This window comes from Streptosporangium nanhuense, assembly GCF_059358815.1.
The window spans coordinates 151,833-170,167 of the sequence record NZ_JCADBG010000018.1 but is presented as its reverse complement, the minus strand read 5'-3'; the positions used below and the strand labels follow the sequence as shown (position 1 = coordinate 170,167).

The 18,335-nt window shown below is 70.8% G+C and carries 16 protein-coding genes and 1 tRNA gene; 15 read left to right on the top strand and 2 right to left on the bottom strand.

Features of this window, described 5'->3' with window-relative positions:
* The first annotated feature begins 31 nt into the window (after positions 1-31).
* The 3 genes from AC5L38_RS30760 (at position 32) to AC5L38_RS30750 (ending at position 3,946) form a co-directional block, all read left to right on the top strand.
* Positions 32-2,257, top strand: a complete 2,226-nt coding sequence (locus AC5L38_RS30760) for an ATP-binding protein (protein ID WP_495246294.1) — start codon at positions 32-34, stop codon at positions 2,255-2,257.
* A 242-nt stretch (positions 2,258-2,499) separates the two neighbouring features.
* Positions 2,500-3,072, top strand: a complete 573-nt coding sequence (locus AC5L38_RS30755; RefSeq protein WP_495246293.1) for an RNA polymerase sigma factor — start codon at positions 2,500-2,502, stop codon at positions 3,070-3,072.
* Positions 3,059-3,946: a hypothetical protein gene (locus AC5L38_RS30750; RefSeq protein ID WP_495246292.1), complete on the top strand. Its 888-nt coding sequence runs from the start codon at positions 3,059-3,061 to the stop codon at positions 3,944-3,946. The genes AC5L38_RS30755 and AC5L38_RS30750 overlap by 14 nt, the downstream gene beginning before the upstream one ends.
* Before the next feature lie 217 nt (positions 3,947-4,163).
* Here the strand turns inward: AC5L38_RS30750 and AC5L38_RS30745 are convergent, their stop codons facing one another.
* Positions 4,164-5,180 (bottom strand): adenosine deaminase, encoded by a 1,017-nt coding sequence (locus AC5L38_RS30745; RefSeq protein WP_495246291.1) that lies wholly within the window; start codon positions 5,178-5,180, stop codon positions 4,164-4,166.
* Positions 5,181-5,693: 513 nt separating this feature from the next.
* Here AC5L38_RS30745 and AC5L38_RS30740 point away from each other — a divergent pair.
* Both AC5L38_RS30740 and AC5L38_RS30735 read left to right on the top strand, forming a co-directional pair.
* Positions 5,694-7,811, top strand: coding sequence for an ATP-binding protein (locus tag AC5L38_RS30740; protein ID WP_495246290.1), 2,118 nt, complete (start codon positions 5,694-5,696; stop codon positions 7,809-7,811).
* Positions 7,808-9,844 (top strand): ATP-binding protein, encoded by a 2,037-nt coding sequence (locus AC5L38_RS30735; RefSeq protein WP_495246289.1) that lies wholly within the window; start codon positions 7,808-7,810, stop codon positions 9,842-9,844. The genes AC5L38_RS30740 and AC5L38_RS30735 overlap by 4 nt, the downstream gene beginning before the upstream one ends.
* Before the next feature lie 86 nt (positions 9,845-9,930).
* On the opposite strand, the gene AC5L38_RS30730 is transcribed toward AC5L38_RS30735, so the two are convergent.
* Complete coding sequence (locus AC5L38_RS30730) at positions 9,931-11,136, bottom strand: pyridoxal phosphate-dependent aminotransferase (protein ID WP_495246288.1); 1,206 nt, start codon at positions 11,134-11,136, stop codon at positions 9,931-9,933.
* A 245-nt stretch (positions 11,137-11,381) separates the two neighbouring features.
* Here AC5L38_RS30730 and AC5L38_RS30725 point away from each other — a divergent pair.
* From AC5L38_RS30725 to AC5L38_RS30680, 10 genes are all read left to right on the top strand, one after another.
* Positions 11,382-11,454, top strand: a tRNA-Trp gene (locus tag AC5L38_RS30725).
* Between the two features lie 75 nt (positions 11,455-11,529).
* Entirely contained in the window at positions 11,530-11,778 is a 249-nt protein-coding gene (gene secE / locus AC5L38_RS30720; RefSeq protein WP_329089906.1) for a preprotein translocase subunit SecE, read from the top strand.
* Positions 11,779-11,855: 77 nt separating this feature from the next.
* Positions 11,856-12,644: a transcription termination/antitermination protein NusG gene (gene nusG / locus AC5L38_RS30715; protein ID WP_329089908.1), complete on the top strand. Its 789-nt coding sequence runs from the start codon at positions 11,856-11,858 to the stop codon at positions 12,642-12,644.
* A gap of 146 nt (positions 12,645-12,790) precedes the next feature.
* Positions 12,791-13,222 carry a 50S ribosomal protein L11 gene (rplK, locus tag AC5L38_RS30710; RefSeq protein ID WP_495246287.1) on the top strand — a complete coding sequence of 144 codons (432 nt, stop codon included), beginning with the start codon at positions 12,791-12,793 and terminating at the stop codon, positions 13,220-13,222.
* 174 nt (positions 13,223-13,396) lie between these two features.
* Entirely contained in the window at positions 13,397-14,110 is a 714-nt protein-coding gene (gene rplA / locus AC5L38_RS30705; protein WP_389917231.1) for a 50S ribosomal protein L1, read from the top strand.
* A gap of 145 nt (positions 14,111-14,255) precedes the next feature.
* Positions 14,256-15,086 carry an SCO4651 family lipoprotein gene (locus AC5L38_RS30700; protein WP_495246286.1) on the top strand — a complete coding sequence of 277 codons (831 nt, stop codon included), beginning with the start codon at positions 14,256-14,258 and terminating at the stop codon, positions 15,084-15,086.
* Between the two features lie 539 nt (positions 15,087-15,625).
* On the top strand, positions 15,626-16,150 hold the full coding sequence (gene rplJ / locus AC5L38_RS30695; protein ID WP_362678388.1) for a 50S ribosomal protein L10: 525 nt from the start codon (positions 15,626-15,628) through the stop codon (positions 16,148-16,150).
* 84 nt (positions 16,151-16,234) lie between these two features.
* A complete protein-coding gene (gene rplL / locus AC5L38_RS30690) occupies positions 16,235-16,624 on the top strand; it encodes a 50S ribosomal protein L7/L12 (RefSeq protein WP_389917234.1) in 390 nt (129 codons plus the stop codon).
* Positions 16,625-16,992: 368 nt separating this feature from the next.
* Positions 16,993-17,520 (top strand): Rv1363c family protein, encoded by a 528-nt coding sequence (locus AC5L38_RS30685; protein WP_495246285.1) that lies wholly within the window; start codon positions 16,993-16,995, stop codon positions 17,518-17,520.
* Complete coding sequence (locus AC5L38_RS30680; protein ID WP_495246284.1) at positions 17,517-18,041, top strand: hypothetical protein; 525 nt, start codon at positions 17,517-17,519, stop codon at positions 18,039-18,041. Before AC5L38_RS30685 ends, AC5L38_RS30680 begins: the two co-directional genes overlap by 4 nt.
* Positions 18,042-18,335: the final 294 nt, after the last annotated feature.

Genomic DNA, 18,335 nt, shown 5'->3' with positions numbered 1-18,335 from the left:
TTCCCGGTGAGTGAAAAAGGAGCGCGAATCGATGGAAAAGATCCAATGGTGGCGCGGGAACCTGTCCGCGGAGACGAATGGCTTCATCGGCAGGGAAAGCGAGACGCGGCGGCTGCTGGGGTTCCTGGCCGGCGCGCCGCTGACCACGGTCACCGGTGTCGGGGGCGTCGGCAAGTCACGAATCGCGGTCAGGGCCGCGCGGGAGCGGCAGGAGCACTACCCGGACGGCACCTGGCTGGCGGAGCTCTCCGGCGAGCGCAACGGCGATCTGCTCGCCCACACGGTCGCGGCCGTCCTCGGCCTCCCGGAGCGGTCCGCGCGGTCGCAGGCCGAGACGCTCGTCGAGTTCCTCGCGAGCAGGAGACTCCTGCTGCTCCTGGACGCCTGCGAGCACCTCCTGCCCGCCTGCCGCGACCTCGTCGGCGAGATCCTGGCGGCGGCACCCGGCGTACGGATCATCGCGACCTCCCGCCGCCCCCTCGGGCTGCCACAGGAGGCGTTGCTGCACGTCGAGCCCTTCGAGACACCCGGCCCCGGGACGTCCGCCCGGCGGACGGAAGGCACCGGAGGCACCGGAGGCACCGGAGGCGCGGAAGGCACGGCCCCCGGGGGCACGGCGCCGGAGGGGGCGGCGGGAAGGGCTGGAACGGAAAGATCGGAGCCGAAGGGAGAACCCCCCGATGAGCCGGAGAAACCGGGGGGCGACGACGCGCTCCGCCTCTTTCTCGCCCGGGCCGGGGACGTGCGATCCGGTCCGGAGACGATCCGGGCCGGCACGGAGACGACCCGGCCCGGCCTGACGACCCGGCCCGGCACGGCGGCCGCGGCCGCGGCCAGGATCTGCCGGCGGCTCGACGGCGTGCCGCTCGCCGTCGAACTGGCCGCCGGAGGGCTGGTTTCCCTGCCGGTGGAGCGGCTCGCCGACCACCTGGACGACCACTTCGAGGTCTCCCGGGGCCGGGCGCCGATCCCCCGCCACCGGATCCTGCGCGCCGCGATCGGCTGGAGCCACGAGCTGTGCGCCCCGGAGGAACGCCTGCTCTGGGCCAGGCTCTCGGTCTTCGCCGGAGGCTTCGACACGGCGGCGGCCGAGTGGGTGTGCGGCGACGAGCACCTGGACGACGTACCCGGCCTGCTGGAGAGCCTGGCGGAAAGGTTCCTCCTCGTCCGCGTGCCCGGCGGCTACCGGCAACCCGCCGCGGTCAGGGAGTACGGCGGGGAGCGGCTCGCCCTGCTGGGCGAGGACGCCCGGCTGGCGCAGCGGCACCGCTACCACTACCTCGACCTGGCACGCAGGGCCGAGGCCGACTGGTACGGCCCCGCCCAGGAGGAGTGGGCCGCCCGGCTCGCCTTCTCCATGACCGACCTCCGTCTCGCCCTCGACCCCGCCTCCCCGACGTCCGTCGAGCTCGCCGGAGCGCTCTGGATCCTCTGGTTCTGCCTGGGCCGGCTGAACGAGGGCCGCTACCACATGACGCGGGCGATCGAGGCGGCTCCCGTCACCGACCCCGGGCTGCCCCGGCTCCTGTGGGCCGACGGCTGCGTGGCCATCGCCCAGGGGGAGCTGGAGGTGGGCCGCCGCCGGGCGGAGGAGGCGCTGTCCGCGGCCCTCGACTGGGGTGACTACGCGGCGGCCGGGCACGCCCAGCTCCGGCTGGCCAGCAGTTCCCTGTGCTCGGGCGCCCTGGAGGACGTCGAGCCCCGCGTCGAGCGCGTCCGCGAGTACTTCCGCCGCGCCGACGCCGCCACCGTCAGCGAACCCCTCGCCCTGGTGACCGCGGCCATGGCGGTCACCTGGCGGGGCGAGTTCGACAGGGCGGTCTCCGTACTGAAGGAGGTGCAGCGGCTCTGTGACGCGCGCGGCGAGCGCTGGGCCCGCGCCTGCGGCGACTACGTCCTGTCCATCGCCCAGCTGGGCCTCGGCAGGGTGGCCGAGGCGGCGGAGGCCGCCCGGCAGTCGCTCGACGTCAAGTGGCGCCTGCGCGACGCCGCCGGGGTGGCGCTGGCGGTCGACCAGCTCGCGGTGATCGCCGCGGTCGAGGGCGACGGCCGGCGCACCGCCAGGCTCCAGGGGGCGGGGGTACGGCTGTGGGCCACCTTCGGGCTCCCGGGGTGCCGCTCGGAGGGCATGTCCGAGCCGAGGACCGTCGCCGAGCGGACGGCCAGGCAACTGCTCGGCGACGAGATCTACGACGCGGTCTTCGCCGAGGGCTACGAGGCCGACCCGGACGCGGCGGTCGCCTATGCCCTCCTCTGAAAGGCCTTCCTCTGAAAGGCTCTCCTCTGAAAGCCCTCACCCCACGGGGGGCTTTCGCTCCGCTGGAAGTCCTCACCCCCTGAGGGCCCTCGCCCCGCCGAAGGCACACCCCGCCGGAAGCCCTCGCCTCTACGGAAGTCCCCGCCCCGCCGAAAGCCCCCGTCCCGCCGAAGGCTCCCGCCCTCGGCGGCCGATTCCGATCGCGCTCGCGGACAGGGGCTTCCGCAGACGGCTCATATGCGGTGAAATCTCTCACGACATCCGCGAAGGAGCCCCCGACGGACGACGACGAGGCGATCACCCGGTCGCTCGCCGGTGACCTGGACGCCTATGAGGTGCTGGTCACCCGCTACAGCGCGCTCGCGCACCGGACGGCGGCCATGCTCGGGGCCGCCGACGAGACCGAGGACGTGGTCCAGGAGGCGTTCGTCAAGGCACACCGCCACCTGGCCTCCTTTCGCAGGGACGCGCACTTCCGCCCCTGGCTGCTGCGGATCGTGGCCAACGAGACGCACAACCTGACCCGCTCCCGCGGGCGCCGCGACAAGCTGGCCGCGCGGCTCACCGAGGCCGTTCCCGTCCCGGGTGAGGGGCCCGAGGAGGCGGCGGTCGCGACCGACCGCAGGGCGCGACTCCTCGACGCGGTGCGTACGCTGCCCGAACGGGAACGCGAGACCGTGGTCTGCCGGTACTTCCTACAGCTGTCGGAGGCCGAGACCGCCCAGGTGCTCGACCTTCCCGTCGGTACCGTCAAGTCGCGGACCTCCCGTGGCCTGGCCCGTCTGCGTGAGGAGGTGGCCCGTGACCTCACCTGACGACCTCGAAGCCATGCTCCTCGACCTCGGCCGGTCCCTCGACGTCCCGTCCCCGCCCCCCGCCGACGTCGCGCGAGCCGTACGAGCCCGCCTCGAAGCACCACTCGCCCCCGAGAAAGCGGCCCCCGGGAAAACCGCCCCCGAGACGGCGGCACCGGCCACCGGGACACCGGCGAGGACCCCTGGAGCTCCCGCCCCCGAGGCGCCCGCGGTCCCCGGTGGTCCCGGAACGCTTCGGCGCGGGTGGGAGGCGCTGCGCGCCGGGGGCCGGGCGCGCCGGCGGGCCGCGGTCGCCGCCGTCGCGATCCTCGTCGCCCTGCTGCTGGGGGCGACGCCCGCGGGAAGGGCGGCGGTCGTGGAGATCCTGCGCTTCGCGGGGGTCGAGTTCAGGACCGGCGGTCCCGGGCCGCTGCCCTCGGGAGTGCCCCAGCCGCTGCCTTCAGGAGTGCCCCAGGCGCTGCCCGGCGAGCGCCGGGTCACCCTGGAGCGGGCGCGGGAACAGGTGGCGTTCCCGATCTCCCTCCCGGCCGCGCTCGGCGACCCCGCCGAGGTCAGGGTGAGTGACGGAGGCAGGGTGGTCTCGCTGTTCTGGCCCGGCCTCAGGCTGGACGAGTACGACGGCAGCCTCCATCTCGTCTTCCGCAAGGAGCTCGGCCCGCCCTGGCCGCAGGAGACCGGCGTGGGCACCTCGACGGCACAGTGGATCCCGGTCCACCACGGCCTGACCTACCTGCCCAGGAGCGGCGGCCAGGCCGCGATCCGTCCCCGCCCGGCCGGGCCCACCCTCATCTGGCAACGGGAGCGGGTCGGCCTGCGCCTGGAGGGCGTCGGAGAGCTCAGCCGCGCCCTGGAGATCGCCCGCTCGGTCCGCTGACGCCGGCCGCGAAGCCTCGCCGGTCCGAGGCCTCGCCCGTCCGACGCCTCGGCGGCCGGCGGGCCGCGCGGCGCGTCGCGGCCGGAGATCGCCCGCTCGGCCTGGCGGTCTGACGGCCGGACACGTCGGTGGCCGTTGGGCCGTGGTCGAGGGTGTCCGCTTGACGCACCGGGCGGACGTGTCGGTGGCCGGTGGTTCGTAACCGGGAAGCGCCCGCTCAGTCCGCCGCCAGCCAGTCGTCGATCTCCTGGAGAAGCTTCTTGCGTACGTCGTCCGGAGCCGCCGACGCCCGTACCGACTGGCGGGCCAGCTCGGCCAGCTCCGGGTCGGAGAAGCCGTACACCTGCCTGGCGAGCTCGTACTGGGGCAGCAGCCTGGCGCCGAACAGCAGCGGGTCGTCGGCGCCCAGCGCGATCGGCACCCCCGCCTCGAACAGGCGCCGCAGCGGCACGTCCTCGGCGCGCTCGGCCACCCCGAGACCGACGTTGGACGTCGGGCAGACCTCGCAGGTGATCCCCCGGGCCGCGAGGCGTTCCATGAGCCTGGACGATTCGGCCGCCCGCACCCCGTGCCCGACCCGGTCGGCGTCCAGCACGTCGACGCACTCGGCCACGCTGGCCGCGCCCAGCAGCTCCCCGCCGTGCGGCACCGCCAGCAGCCCGGCCCGCTTGGCCAGCCGGAAGGCCCCGTCGAAGTCGCGGGCCCGGCCGCGCCGCTCGTCGTTGGAGAGCCCGAACCCGACCACGCCCTGATCCATGTAGTGCGTGGCGAGGCGGGCGAGCGTCTTGGCGTCGAGGGGATGGCGGGTACGGTTGGCGGCCACCACGACGGCGATCCCTATCCCCGCGTGGTCGGCGGCCCTGTGCGTCGCGTCGAGCATCAGCTCCATGGCCGAGGTGAGCCCGCCGAACTTCGACGCGTACCCGGAGGGGTCGATCTGGATCTCCAGCCAGCGCGATCCCTCGGCGGCCTCGTCCTCGGCGGCCTCGCGCAGCAGCCGGTAGACGTCGCTCTCCCGCTGCAGGACCGAGCGCGCGATGTCGTACAGCCGCTGGAAGCGGAACCAGCCCCGCTCGTCGGTCGCGCGCAGCTGGGGCGGCCAGTCCTCCTCGAGCGCGTCGGGAAGGTGTAACCCGTGCTCGCGGGCGAGCTCGACGAGGGTCGAGTGCCGCATGGAGCCGGTGAAGTGCAGGTGCAGGTGCGCCTTGGGCAGTTCGCTGAGGGGACGTGGCATTTCAATATGGTGCCGCAACCCCGGGCGGCTCCGACCGACGGCCCCAAGGTTTTGGTCCCAACGTGACGGTCCCAACGTGACGGTCTCAACGTGACGATCTCAACATGACGGGCCCAACGTGGCGGGCCGTTCGCGCGTCGGGGGTCACCTGGACGGCGCGGGGGAGGGCTCACCGCAGGGATCATGAGGTCCGGACCACGCGGGGAAACCCGGCGACGGGGCCAGGACCCTGGTCGCGGCCCGGACCCGAGATCGAGAAGGCCGCCGGGGGAGTCTCGCCGGCCGCCCGGTTCCGTGGGTGCCCCGCCCCCTTCCCGATGTTTCATGGGTCTTTTCCCAATTGCCCATTTATAGGTTTTAAGGTGTTATTTCGGACGAGTGTCGCGGGGTTCGGGGCACACCCGCCCATACCCCATCCCCCGTTATATCGAGGAAATTTAGGAAACGGGCTTTCAGTGGACCATGTCTCCGTGCGACCGTGGAGGCACACGTTGTCAGGACGCTGGGGCTGCCATGGAAGCGGACGTCTTCGTCGGCAGGGAAACAGAACTCGCCGACGTATCCGCGCTGCTCGAAAGGGTCCGGCACGTCACGCTGACCGGTCCGGCCGGGGTCGGGAAGACCGGCCTCGCCCTGCGGCTGGCCGGCGCCCTCGAACCCGCGTTCCCCGGCGGCGTCCACATCGTGGAGCTGTCGGAGGCCCCCACCGACCTCGACTCCCTGGCCGAGACGCTCGCCGACGCGATCGGCACCCGCCGCGAGCCCGGCACCCCGGCGCTGCGGGCACTGGTCGACGAGTTCCTCGCGCGCCGGACCCTGCTCGTCCTCGACACCTGCGACCGCGTCGTCGGCGCCACGGGCATCCTGGTCGGCCTGCTGCTGCGCTCGGTGGAGGGACTGCGCGTCCTGACCACCAGCAGGCAGCGGCTGGGCCTGCCCGGCGAGCACCTCTACCCGGTCGGCGGCCTGCCCGACGCCGACGCCGTCCATCTGATCACCGTCCTCGCCGGTGACAGGCTCGGCGACACCGATCCGGACGAGCTCTGCCGGCGCCTCGACAACCTGCCGCTGGCGATCCGGCTCGCCGTGGCCGAAGGTTCTCCCAGCGACACGGGCACCCTCGACGGGCTCGCCGCCTCCCTCGACGGCCGCCCGATCTCCACCGCCGGGCTCGCCGCCTTCGACGGCCACGTGACCTCGCCCGACGAGCTCGCCTCGGCCCTCGAAGGCCGTGCGGTCCCCGTGGCCGAGCGCGCGATCCACGCGAGCAGGATCGGCGCCGCCCCGCGCGGGCGGGCCGCCGCTCCCCGGCGGCACAGCTCCATGCGCGTCGCCCTCGGCTGGAGCCACGAGCTCTGCACCCCGCAGGAGCGCCTCCTGTGGGCGCGGGCCTCGGTCTTCGCCGGCACCTTCGACATCGAGGCCGCCGAGGAGGTCTGCGCGGGCGGAGCCCTCGCCGCCAAGGACGTCCTCGACGGGCTGCTCGGCCTGCTCGACAAGTCCGTCCTCGTCCGCGAGGAGGGCGAGGGCGGGGTCCGCTACCGCCTGCTCAACACCGTCCGGGAGTTCGGCCTGGTCTGGCTGGAGCGGCTCGGCGAGACCGACGAGATCCAGCGCCGCCACCGTGACCACTACCTCGCGCTGTCCGCCCGCGCCGAGATGAGCTGGCAGGGCCGCCAGCTGGAGTGGTACCGCAGGCTGGTCCTCGAATGCGGCAACATGCGCGGCGCCATCGAATACTGCTACGCCCGTCCGGCGGAGTACCGCAAGGGCCTGGACCTGGTCGGCAACCTGTGGTTCCTGTGGGCGTGCTGCGGCATGCAGGCACCCGGCGACGACCTCCTCCAGCGCGGCCTCGACCTTGATCACACCCCCAGCCCCGAGCGGGTCAAGGCCCTGTGGGTGCACGCCTGGGTCTCGATCCAGCGCGGCGACCTCGTACGCGCCGAGCGCATCCTCAGCGAATGCGCGGCCGAGGACGCCGACGGCTACGCCACGGCCTACGTCAGCCAGTTCAAGGCCCACCTGGCCGTCGTCAGGGGCGACGTGGTGGAGGCCCTGCGGCTCATCAAGCACGCCCGGGTGCGCCACCGCTCCACCGGCAACGTCTTCCCGGGCTTCCTGCCCACCTACACCGTGGTCGCCACCGCGATGATGCTCGCCGACCACAACGACCAGGCCGTCTCCGTGCTGCGCGAGGGGCGCGAGCTCTGCGAGTCCTGCGGCGACTACTGGACGCTCATCCGCCTCGATCTCCTCCTGGCCCAGGCCGAGCACGCCCTCGGCAACACCGCCCCCGCCCTCGAGTACGCCTGCACCTCCCTGCGCGGGGCCCGCCTGTTCGGCGACAGCATCTCCCTCATGGAGGCGCTGGAGGTGTTCGTCGTGATCGCCGAGGCGTGCGCCGACGACTCCTTCGCCGCGACCATGTTCGGGGCCTCCGGCGCCGCGTGGAAGAGCGCCGGCGTCCCGCCCAGCCGCTCGCCCATGATCGCGAGCCGGCTCCGCGCGGCCGAGCTGAGGCTGCGCGGGCGCCTGGGCAGGGCGGAGTTCGACCGGCTGGAGGCGCGGGGAGGTTCGATCAGCCTGCGCGACGCCGTGGAACACGCACTCCAGGGAGACTTTTCTTGACGCGCTGCGGCAACCTGCCGGCCGAGATGAACAGCTTCGTCGGCCGCACCACCGAGCTCGACGAGATCGCGAAACTCCTCACCCGGACGCGCCTGCTCACCCTGCGCGGCCCGGGGGGCGTCGGCAAGACGCGCCTGGCCCTGCGGGCCGCGCGCAACGTGCGCGACGAGTACCCCGACGGCGTCTGGGTGGCCGAGCTCTCCGCCGAGACCGACGGCGGCCTGCTCATCCACGGCGTCGCCGGAGTGTTCGGCCTGCACACCCAGGCCGAACGCCCCGCCCTGGAGTCCCTCGTCGAGTACCTCGCCGACCGGCGGCTCCTCATCGTCCTCGACACCTGCGAGCACCTGGTCGACTCCTGCGCGGCCATGGTCGTGGCCGTCCTGACCGGTGCTCCCGACGTCCAGATCATCGTGACCAGCCGCCAGGACCTCGGCCTGCCGCTGGAGGTCGTCATGGTCGTCGAGCCCTTCCCCGTCCCCCCGCCCGAGGCCCCCGACCTCGCCGAGCACGACGCGCCGAGCCTCTTCCTCGACCGGGCCAGGGCCGTGGCCCCCGGGCTGCGCACGGACGGGCGGGCCATGATGGCCGTCGCCAGGCTCTGCCGCAGGCTCGACGGCATGCCGCTCGCCATCGAGCTGGCCGCCAGCCACATGCGCGGCCTGTCGGCGACCCAGCTCGCCGACCAGCTCGACGTCCACTTCAAGCCGCTGACCGACCGCGAGGGGCCCCTGCGCCACCACACCCTCCGCACCGCCGCCGGCTGGAGCCACGAGTTGTGCACGCCCGCCGAACGCCTGCTCTGGGCCCGCCTGTCGGTCTTCCCGGCGGCCTTCGGCACGGAGGCGGCGCGCGGCGTGTGCGAGGACGAGCGCCTGCCCGACGTCCCCGGCGTCCTCGCCGCGCTCGCGGCCAAATCCGTCGTCGCCCGCGTGGGCGACCGCTACCGCCTGCTCGACACCATCAGGGACTACGGGCGCGACTGGCTCACCGAGCTGGGCGAGAGCGGCGCGATGACCCGCAGGCACCGCGACCACTACCTGTCCGCCGCCCGGCGCATGGGCGCCGAATGGTGCGGCCCGCACCAGCTCGAATGGGCCCGCTGGGCGCGTGAGGAGCTCCCCAACATCCGCGCGGCCCTCGACCGCTGCCTCACCACGGGCGACCACGGCGGCGCCCTGGAGCTGGCCGGAGCCCTGTGGGTGCTCTGGTGCCATCTGGGGCTCGTCCGCGAGGGCCGCCACTATCTCGACCGCGCCCTGGCCGCCGCCCCCGTCACCGACCGGGCCAGGTCCAGGCCGCTGTGGGTCGCCGCCCACCTCGCGCTCATCAGGGGGGACATGTCCCTGGCGCGAAGCAGGGCCGAGGAGGCCGTCGAGAGCGCGCGGCGGCACGGTGACGGCGACGCCGAGGCGCACGCCCTCCTCGCCCTCGCCGAGACCCGCCTGTTCACCGGCGATCTGGACCTGGAGGGCGCGCGGGCCTACGCGCGGCGCGTGGCCGCCGGGCTGAACCCCACCTCACCGGGGACGTTCTTCCTGCCCTCCTTCCTCGCGATGGCCGCCACCTTCGGCGGCGACTTCGACGAGGCGGTGAGGATCCTGGGCGAGGCGCGCCCCCGCAACGAGGCGCGAGGGGAGGTGTCACAGCGCGCCATGGACGACTACGTCCTCTCCCTGGCCCTCTTCGGCCGGGGAGACGTCGCGGAGGCCGCCGCGGCGGCCAGGGCGGCGCTGGAGGTCAAATGGCGGCTGCGCGACACGCTCGGCAGCGTCCTCGCCATCGACCAGCTCGCCAGGATCGCCGTCGCCGCGGGCGACGGCCACCGCGCCGCCTGGCTCCTGGGCGCCGCGCAGCGCATCTGGACCACCTTCGGGCCGCCCGCAACCGAGGCCGACACCCTGACCGCGCTCCGCGAGGCCGCCGGGGCCCGCGCCAGGGACCTGATCGGCGAGATCGCGTACGCGCGGGCCTTCAACGAGGGCTCGGCCTGCCACTTCGAGGGCGCCGTGACCTACGCCCTGAAAACGTGACCTACGCCCTGAAAACGTGACCTACGCCCTGAAAGACTGACCGGCCGGTGCCCTGAGGGACCACCGGCCGGGGAGGAGCCTCGTGCTCAGCCCGCCTGGCCGAGGAACTTGGCGAGGCGGCTCACGCCCTCGGCGAGGTCGTCGTCGCCGAGCGCGTAGGACAGGCGGAAGTAGCCCGGGGTGCCGAAGGCCTCACCGGGGACGACCGCCACCTCGGCCTCCTCCAGGATGATCTCGGCCAGCTCGGCGGAGGTCGCCGGGCGCCTGCCGCCGAACTCCTTGCCCAGCAGCGCCTTGACCGACGGGTAGGCGTAGAACGCGCCCAGCGGCTCGGGGCAGAGCACGCCCGGGATCTCGTTGAGCATCCGGACCATCGTCCGGCGGCGCCGGTCGAAGGCGCCGCGCATCTCCGCCACGGCCGCCAGGTCGCCGGTGACGGCGGCCAGCGCGGCGGCCTGGGCGACGTTGGAGACGTTGGAGGTGGCGTGCGACTGCAGGTTGGACGCGGCCTTGACGACGTCCTTGGGGCCGATCAGCCAGCCCACCCGCCAGCCGGTCATCGCGTAGGTCTTGGCGACGCCGTTCAGGACCACGACCTTGTCGCCCAGCTCGGGGACCGCGGTGGCGATGCTCGCGAACGTCGCGTCGCCGTACGTGAGGTGCTCGTAGATCTCGTCCGTGACGACCCAGAGGTCGTGCTCGACGGCCCAGCGGCCGATCTCGGCGACCTGCTCGGGGGTGTACACCGCGCCGGTCGGGTTGGACGGGGAGACGAAGAGCAGGACCTTGGTGCGGTCGGTGCGCGCCGCCTCCAGCTGCTCCACGCTCGCCAGGTAGCCGGTGGTCTCGTCGGTCACCACGTCGACCTGGACGCCGCCGGCGAGCTTGATCGCCTCGGGGTAGGTCGTCCAGTAGGGGGCGACGACCAGGACCTCGTCACCCGGGTCGAGCAGCGTGGCGAACGCCTCGTAGACGGCCTGCTTGCCGCCGTTGGTGATCAGGACCTGGGACGCGTCCACCCGGTAGCCGGAGTCGCGGAGCGTCTTGTCGGCGACCGCCTGCTTCAGCTCGGGAAGGCCGCCGGCCGGGGTGTACTTGTGGAACCGGGGGTTCCGGCACGCCTCGACGGCCGCCTCGACGATGTAGCCGGGAGTCGCGAAGTCCGGCTCACCGGCGCCGAAGCCGATCACCGGGCGGCCCGCCGCCTTCATCGCCTTGGCCTTGGCGTCCACGGCGAGCGTGGCGGACTCGGAGATCGCGGAGATACGCGCTGAGATGCGAGGACGGGTCATACCCCCATGGTTACAGACCTGTGCCGATGTTTCCGCCGGGTATCCATCATGCGGACGCTTCCCCCGCAAGCCGTACCAACACCGGTAAAAATCCGCTGACCTGGGCAATCTCCTGCCGGTTCGACGCGGTGGCCATTCACCCGTAGACTCCGGCATGTTCTTTCCGCCGCATGCGTGAACCGGCGGTCAAGACCGTGAGCCACGGACAAACTTCGGTCCAACCGATGTATGGTGGTTCATGTCTTAGGGCACTAGCGCAATTGGTAGCGCACCGGTCTCCAAAACCGGCGGTTGGGGGTTCGAGTCCCTCGTGCCCTGCTAGGAGCGGTCCGCGCATCAGGCGTCCAGCGCGCCGCTTATGTGCGTTGGACTCGATGGATTCAGGTGAGGACTGTGGCGATCGACACGCGCGGCGAAACCGCAGACAAGCCGAGCGGTGAGAAGAAGACTAAGCGCACTTCTCCCGCCCTTTTCTACCGACAGGTGGTCGCCGAGCTGCGTAAGGTCATCTGGCCTACGCGCAAGGACCTCATTTCGTACACCATCATCGTCCTGGTCTTCGTTCTGATCATGGTCGGGATCGTGTCGGCTTTGGACGCGCTGTTCACCGAGGGCGTGCTGAGAATCTTCGGCGGAGCCTGAGACGCGGTCTCCGGCGGGGGCTAGAACCAGTCCCGCGGACGAGTCCATCAGCCATCGACGAAAAGAGAAAGAGCACCGTGTCCGAGTCTGCACAGTCGGCCGGCGAGTCCCGCGAAGAGCGCGAGGACGAGCTGGAGAAGGCCGTCGACGTCACCGAGGATTCGCTTGACGAGTCCGACGGGCAGGACGTCGACGCCGAGACCGACGCCGACGCCGAAACCGAGGCCGAGCAGGCCCCGGCCGGCGCCGTCGACGAGGACGGTGACGTCCTTCCCGACGTCGACCCGGTCGAGGAGTTCAAGCGGCACCTGCGGAGCCTGTTCGGCGAGTGGTACGTCATCCACTCCTACGCCGGCTACGAGAACCGCGTGAAGTCGAACATCGAGACCCGCACGCAGTCCCTCAACATGGAGGACTACATCTTCCAGGTCGAGGTGCCCACCCACCACGTGACCGAGATCAAGAGCGGCAAGCGCCAGCTGGTCAAGGAGCGGGTGCTGCCCGGCTACGTGCTGGTCCGGATGGAGCTCACCGACGAGTCCTGGTCCGCGGTGCGTAACACGCCCGGCGTGACCGGTTTCGTGGGCCTCTCCAACAAGCCGAGCCCGCTGAGCCTCGAAGAGGTCGCCAAGCTGCTCGCGCCGGAGCCCTCGGAAGAGGTCAAGAAGTCCACCGCGAAGGCCTCCGCCGCGACGGTCGACTTCGAGGTCGGCGAGTCCGTCACCGTCATGGACGGCCCGTTCGCCACGCTGCCCGCCACGGTCAGCGAGATCAGCGCCGAGTCGCAGAAGCTCAAGGTGCTCGTGTCGATCTTCGGTCGCGAGACCCCGGTCGAGCTCTCGTTCAACCAGGTCTCGAAAATCTAGACCGGTCGCGTAGACTTCATCAGTCTGCCCCGCGGTCGCGGGGATGGTTCCAAGTTCGCGGCACTGGCCGACGTGCACTTGCCGCGGGCCCCGCTGTCGCGGGGATCTGGAACATCGTTCAGAGAAGCAAGGACCCGGAGAGAAGCATGCCTCCTAAGAAGAAATTCGCCGCGCTGGTCAAGGTCCAGCTCCCCGCTGGCCAGGCCACGCCCGCGCCGCCGGTCGGTACCGCCCTCGGTCCGCACGGCGTCAACATCATGGAATTCGTGAAGCAGTACAACGCTGCCACCGAGTCCCAGCGCGGCAACATCATCCCCGTCGAGATCACCATCTACGAGGACCGCACCTTCACCTTCATCACGAAGACGCCCCCGGCGCCTGAGCTGATCAAGAAGGCCGCCGGTGTCGCCAAGGGTTCGGCCGTCCCGCAGAAGGACAAGGTGGGCAAGCTCACCAAGGAGCAGCTGCGCCAGATCGCCGAGACCAAGATGCAGGACCTCAACGCCAACGACGTCGCGGCCGCCGAGAAGATCATCGCCGGTACCGCCCGCTCGATGGGCATCACGATCGTCGACTAGCACCACCCGCCGTACGGCCCGGCGGTGATCTCGTGGAGGCGAACGGCGTCCGCGAGACCGGCGAGGACCGGCGGCGAGCGCGATCTCGGTCGCGCGAACCATCCAACGTCGAAGTAAGTGGAGGGGCCGGCGCAGGCCCGTACCACGGACACTCGGATTCACAGGAGTGAGCAAGTGAAGCGCAGCAAGGGATACCGCGCCGCAACGGCGCAGGTCGACCGCGAGACCCTGTACAGCCCGGTCCAGGCGGCCAAGCTGGCCAAGGAGACCAACGTCGCCAAGTTCGACGCCACCGTCGAGGTGGCCCTGCGGCTGGGCGTCGACCCCCGCAAGGCCGACCAGATGGTCCGCGGCACCGTCAACCTCCCGCACGGCACCGGCAAGACCGCCCGGGTCCTGGTCTTCGCGACCGGTGACCGTGCCGAGGAGGCCCGCGCCGCGGGTGCCGACATCGTCGGTGCCGACGAGCTGATCGACGAGGTCGCCAAGGGCCGCCTCGACTTCGACGCCGTCGTCGCCACCCCCGACCTCATGGGCAAGGTCGGCCGTCTGGGCCGCGTGCTCGGCCCCCGTGGCCTGATGCCGAACCCCAAGACCGGCACCGTGACCCCGGCCGTGGGCAAGGCCGTCACCGACATCAAGGGCGGCAAGATCGAGTTCCGTGTCGACCGGCACGCGAACCTGCACTTCATCATCGGCAAGGTGTCCTTCGGTGAGCGCCAGCTCATCGAGAACTACGCCGCCGCCCTCGAAGAGGTGCTGCGTCTCAAGCCGTCCGCGGCCAAGGGCCGCTACGTCAAGAAGGTCGTCTTCTCCACGTCCATGGGCCCCGGCATCCAGGTCGACCCCAACCAGACGCGGGCGCTGACCGCCGAGCTCGACGCCTGATAGCAGACGTCTTCCAAGGAAGGCCTCAACCGAATGGCCATTCGGTTGAGGCCTTTCTTCGTTCTCTCGGACGACGCGCCCGGCTTTGCCGAAGCGTAGTGTCGTAAGTCAGGATCATCGGGGGAACGAAAGGGTGGAAGACGAAATGCGCCGATTGGCTCCCGCACTTGCACTGGGAGCGGCCGCGCTCGTCGCGGTCGTGGGATGCGGTGCACAGGGCACCAGCTCCCTCGGAAACGTGAAACTCGCCGCGGCGGACGCGGTGCAGCAGAGCGCGCAGAAGGCCGAGGAGGTCACCTCCTACTCCGCTGACGTGGTTCTCGACGCCAGCGGCGGCGAGAAGCAGTCGGGCAAGATCCAGGGCAGCATGCTCTACCAGAGCAAGCCCCAGCTGGCCACCGACATCAGGCTCGACACGATCACCTTCGGCGGACAGAACGTGCCCGGCGGGGCGCGGGCCATCCTGTCGGGTGACACGGTCTACGTGAAGTCCGAGCTCATCAACAGGTTCGCCGGCACCACCAAGCCGTGGACCAAGGTGTCGCTCGGTGAGCTCGACGCCAAGGGGCAGTCCGAGATCAGGAAGTTCATGGACCAGGCCCAGCAGTTCGACCTGGCGGGCACCGTCAAGCTGCTGACCGCGTCGAAGGACGTCAAGGCGGTCGGCACTGAGACGGTCGGCGGGGTCGACACGACGCACTACAGCGGCACCTTCCCGGTCGCCGAGGCCGCCCAGCTGATCGACCCGGCCAAGCGGGAGAACCTCCAGGAGCAGCTCTCGCACGCCAAGAACGTGAAGTTCGACCTCTGGGCCGACGCCCAGAGCCTGCCCCGCAAGGTGACGCTCAGCGGCTCCGAGAAGGAGGCGACGTTCAACCTGACGGCGCTCTTCAAGGGCTTCAACGAGCCTGTGGAGATCACCGCCCCGCCCGCCGACCAGGTGGGCGACCTGCCCGAGCACCGCGGCGGAAACTGACGTTTCCCCGAGATCCGCGCCCCCGGCCCAACGGCCGGGGGCGCGAGCCCTTTCCAGGGCTCCCCTCCCTCCCGCGGTTTCCTCTCCGGGGCGGCGTCCAGGGCCGTTCTCGGCGTCGCACGAGGGGTCGTCGAGGTCTCGTACGAGGGGTCGTGCGAGGGGTCTTCCGGGGCTGACGTCAGAGGGCGTTCGAGACCCGGACATAGGGGTTCGAGACCCGTCCCCTCCGTCGGAGCGAGAGGCGCCTCCGGGGCCGGTGTCGCGGGAGATCCGGAGCCTGATCTTTCCTTCTCGCTCCTGAGCGGCTTCGAGTTGGCATTCGGAACGGCAGGACGTATGCTGTCAACGCCGAAGACCGCCGGTCGTCGTCAAGCCGCATGGCCTGATGACTTAAGGATCCACGTCAGTGGACGGCCCGCGTAGGTGTGATGTGAGTTTTCATCTGGACTAACCTCCTCATGTGAGCCCCGTGCGCCTGCGCCGGGGCTTGTTCGCTTTCCAGGGCCCTTTGCCCCGGCGGCACATCTGGAAGGAGGCCCATGGCGAAGGCAGAAAAGGCAACGGCTGTCGCTGAGCTGAAGAGCAGCTTCGACGGCTCCAATGCTGCCGTTCTGACCGAATACCGCGGTCTCACCGTCGCTCAGCTCAAGCAGCTGCGCGTTTCCCTCGGTGAGAATGCGAAGTTCGCCGTGGTGAAGAACACGCTGACCAAGATCGCGGCCACCGAGGCCGGGTTCAACCAGCTCAACGACCTGCTCGCGGGTCCGTCGGCGATCGCGTTCGTCAACGGCGACGTGGTCGAGGCTGCCAAGAGTCTGCGTGACTTCGCCAAGGCCAATCCCCTCCTGATCATCAAGGGCGGTGTCGTCGACGGCAGGTCGATGACGCCGGACCAGATCAGCAAGCTTGCCGACCTTGAGTCGCGCGAGGTTCTCCTCGCGAAGCTGGCCGGCGCACTGAAGGCGAAGCAGGGCCACGCGGCCGCCGTCTTCAACGCGCTGCCCACCAACATGGCTCAGCTGGCCGAGGCCCTGCGTGCCAAGCGCGAAGGCGCCGGCGAGTAGGTCCGCGCAGGCGGTCACAGGGGATTAACGCAAACCGCGGTCCCGACTTTCTTTAGTAGTTCAGACCCGTATGGAGGAACCATCATGGCGAAGCTCAGCACCGACGAGCTGCTCGACGCTTTCAAGGAAATGACTCTCCTTGAGCTGTCCGACTTCGTGAAGCTCTTCGAGGAGACCTTCGACGTCAAGGCCGCTGCCCCCGTCGCCGTCGCCGCCGCTGCCGCCCCCGGCGCCGCCGCCGCCGAAGAGGTCGAGGAGCAGGACGAGTTCGACGTCATCCTCGAGGCCGCCGGCGAGAAGAAGATCCAGGTCATCAAGGAGATCCGCGCCCTGACGAGCCTGGGCCTCAAGGAGGCCAAGGACCTCGTCGACGGCGCTCCCAAGTCCGTCTTCGACGGCAAGGTCAACAAGGAGCAGGCCGAGAAGGCCAAGGCCGCCCTTGAGGGCGCCGGCGCTTCGGTCACCGTCAAGTAGTTCGTTCCACCGAGAAGAGCGGGTCCACCAAGTGCCGGTGGCCCGCTCTTTTCGCGTTTTCGCCTCCGGTCGGGACCGTGCGTCGACGGCGGCCATGTGGCAGGGGCCTCGCCGCGCGGGGGTGAGGGGCACCGGTGGCACCGGTGGCACCGTGAACCGCCGGCACCACGAAAGCCTCCCGGCGACCCGCGAGGTGATCTCACCGTTTCGGGTACGAGGCGAAATGACCCGCGGCATGTGCGCGAAGGCCGTTATGCGGATCTGCGTGGCGGGTTATGATCCGGCGATCGGGGAGCATGCCGTCCCGGGCGGCGAAGCAGCCGCGCTCGCCGGCCCGCGTTCCGCAGACCGTGCGATGGGAGAGACGCATGGCAGTGCAGGCCACCCGCTCCCGTCGCTCGCGCCGCTCCCGCCGTCCGTTCAGGATCGCCGGGCCGGTGCTGGGGGTGCTGATCGTGGGGCTGCTGGTCGCCGCGTGCTGGATCGGTGCCACTCTGCGCGACGCCCAGACGGCCGCTGACGACAGGCAGGCGGCGCTGCGGGCGGCGGGGGCCCACGCCGTGTATCTGCTCTCCGTCGGCTACAGGAGCGTCGACAACGACATCGGGCGCATTCTCGACACCTCCACGGGCGCGGCCAGGGCCGAGTACGCCAGGACCGCCGCGGAGCTCAAGAAGAGCACGGTGAAGGACAAGATCCTCCAAACAGGCGCGCTGCGGGCCTCAGGGCTCGTCTCGCTGCGGGGGAGCACGGCCCAGGTGATGGTGGTGGGCGACGCGGTGGTCCGGCGCGAGGGGAGCAAGGACGCTCCACAGGAGCTGTTCTACCGATGGAACATGGAAGTGACCAAGGTGGGGGGAGCCTGGCTGGTGTCCAGGGCGGAGCTGGTGCTGTGAGGCGTGCCTCCCGGTTGGCGATCGGGCTCATGGCCGCCGTCGCGCTCGCGCTCGCGGCGGCCGTCTGGATCATGTTCACCGACCTGAGCCGGTTGCGCGCGGACGAGACGGCGGGACGGGAGGCGCTCGCCGCCGCCCGTGCGGTCGCCCCCGACATGCTCTCGTATGACTATCGTACGATCGAACAGGATTTCGCAAGAGCGGGCGGATACACCACCGGGGCGCTCAGCCTGCACTACCGGCAGCTGGCCAGGAGCATGGCTCCGCAGGCGAGGAAGCAGAAGACGGTGCAGCAGGCCGCGGTGACCGGGGCCGGGGTGGAGTCGGTGGAGTTCGGTGACTTCGGCAGGGTCGAGGTGCTGCTCTTCATGAGCATGAGCACCGTCAGGACCCCCGAGGGAGAGAAGGAGCCCCGCCGGGTCGTCAGCCAGAACCGGGCCAGATTCATCATGGTCAAGAAGGATTCCCGCTGGCTGGTCTCGGAGCTGTCCACCCTGCTCGGAGACCCTCCCCCACCTTGATCGGCGTGTCGCTTTACCCAATTGTTAGTAAAGCCTTGGTTTAGCTTGGGCATGGGGTTGGGTACATCGGCCATGGCAGCGTCGATCGTCAGTCGATCCCTCGGCTAGCGTTCGATCCGCCGGGTGACTCAGCGTCAGCCGCACCAGGTCGGACATCGTCTCCGGTCTTGTGGTGTACGCAGGTCACCCGGTGGGAAAACTCCCAGGGTCTCGGCTATTTCCCGGCCGAAATGTCAGCTCCCGGGCTTGACGTTTCGGCTCTGACGGGCGATGCTGCGACCAACGTGGAGCTTG

Coding starts and splice junctions, on each gene's coding strand:
- rplL (WP_389917234.1), top strand. CDS start 16,235: ATGGCGAAGCTCAGCACCGACGAGCTGCTCGACGCTTTCAAGGAAATG.
- AC5L38_RS30730 (WP_495246288.1), bottom strand. CDS start 11,136: ATGACCCGTCCTCGCATCTCAGCGCGTATCTCCGCGATCTCCGAGTCC.
- rplK (WP_495246287.1), top strand. CDS start 12,791: ATGCCTCCTAAGAAGAAATTCGCCGCGCTGGTCAAGGTCCAGCTCCCC.
- rplJ (WP_362678388.1), top strand. CDS start 15,626: ATGGCGAAGGCAGAAAAGGCAACGGCTGTCGCTGAGCTGAAGAGCAGC.
- AC5L38_RS30745 (WP_495246291.1), bottom strand. CDS start 5,180: ATGCCACGTCCCCTCAGCGAACTGCCCAAGGCGCACCTGCACCTGCAC.
- AC5L38_RS30740 (WP_495246290.1), top strand. CDS start 5,694: ATGGAAGCGGACGTCTTCGTCGGCAGGGAAACAGAACTCGCCGACGTA.
- AC5L38_RS30760 (WP_495246294.1), top strand. CDS start 32: ATGGAAAAGATCCAATGGTGGCGCGGGAACCTGTCCGCGGAGACGAAT.
- AC5L38_RS30700 (WP_495246286.1), top strand. CDS start 14,256: ATGCGCCGATTGGCTCCCGCACTTGCACTGGGAGCGGCCGCGCTCGTC.
- AC5L38_RS30685 (WP_495246285.1), top strand. CDS start 16,993: ATGGCAGTGCAGGCCACCCGCTCCCGTCGCTCGCGCCGCTCCCGCCGT.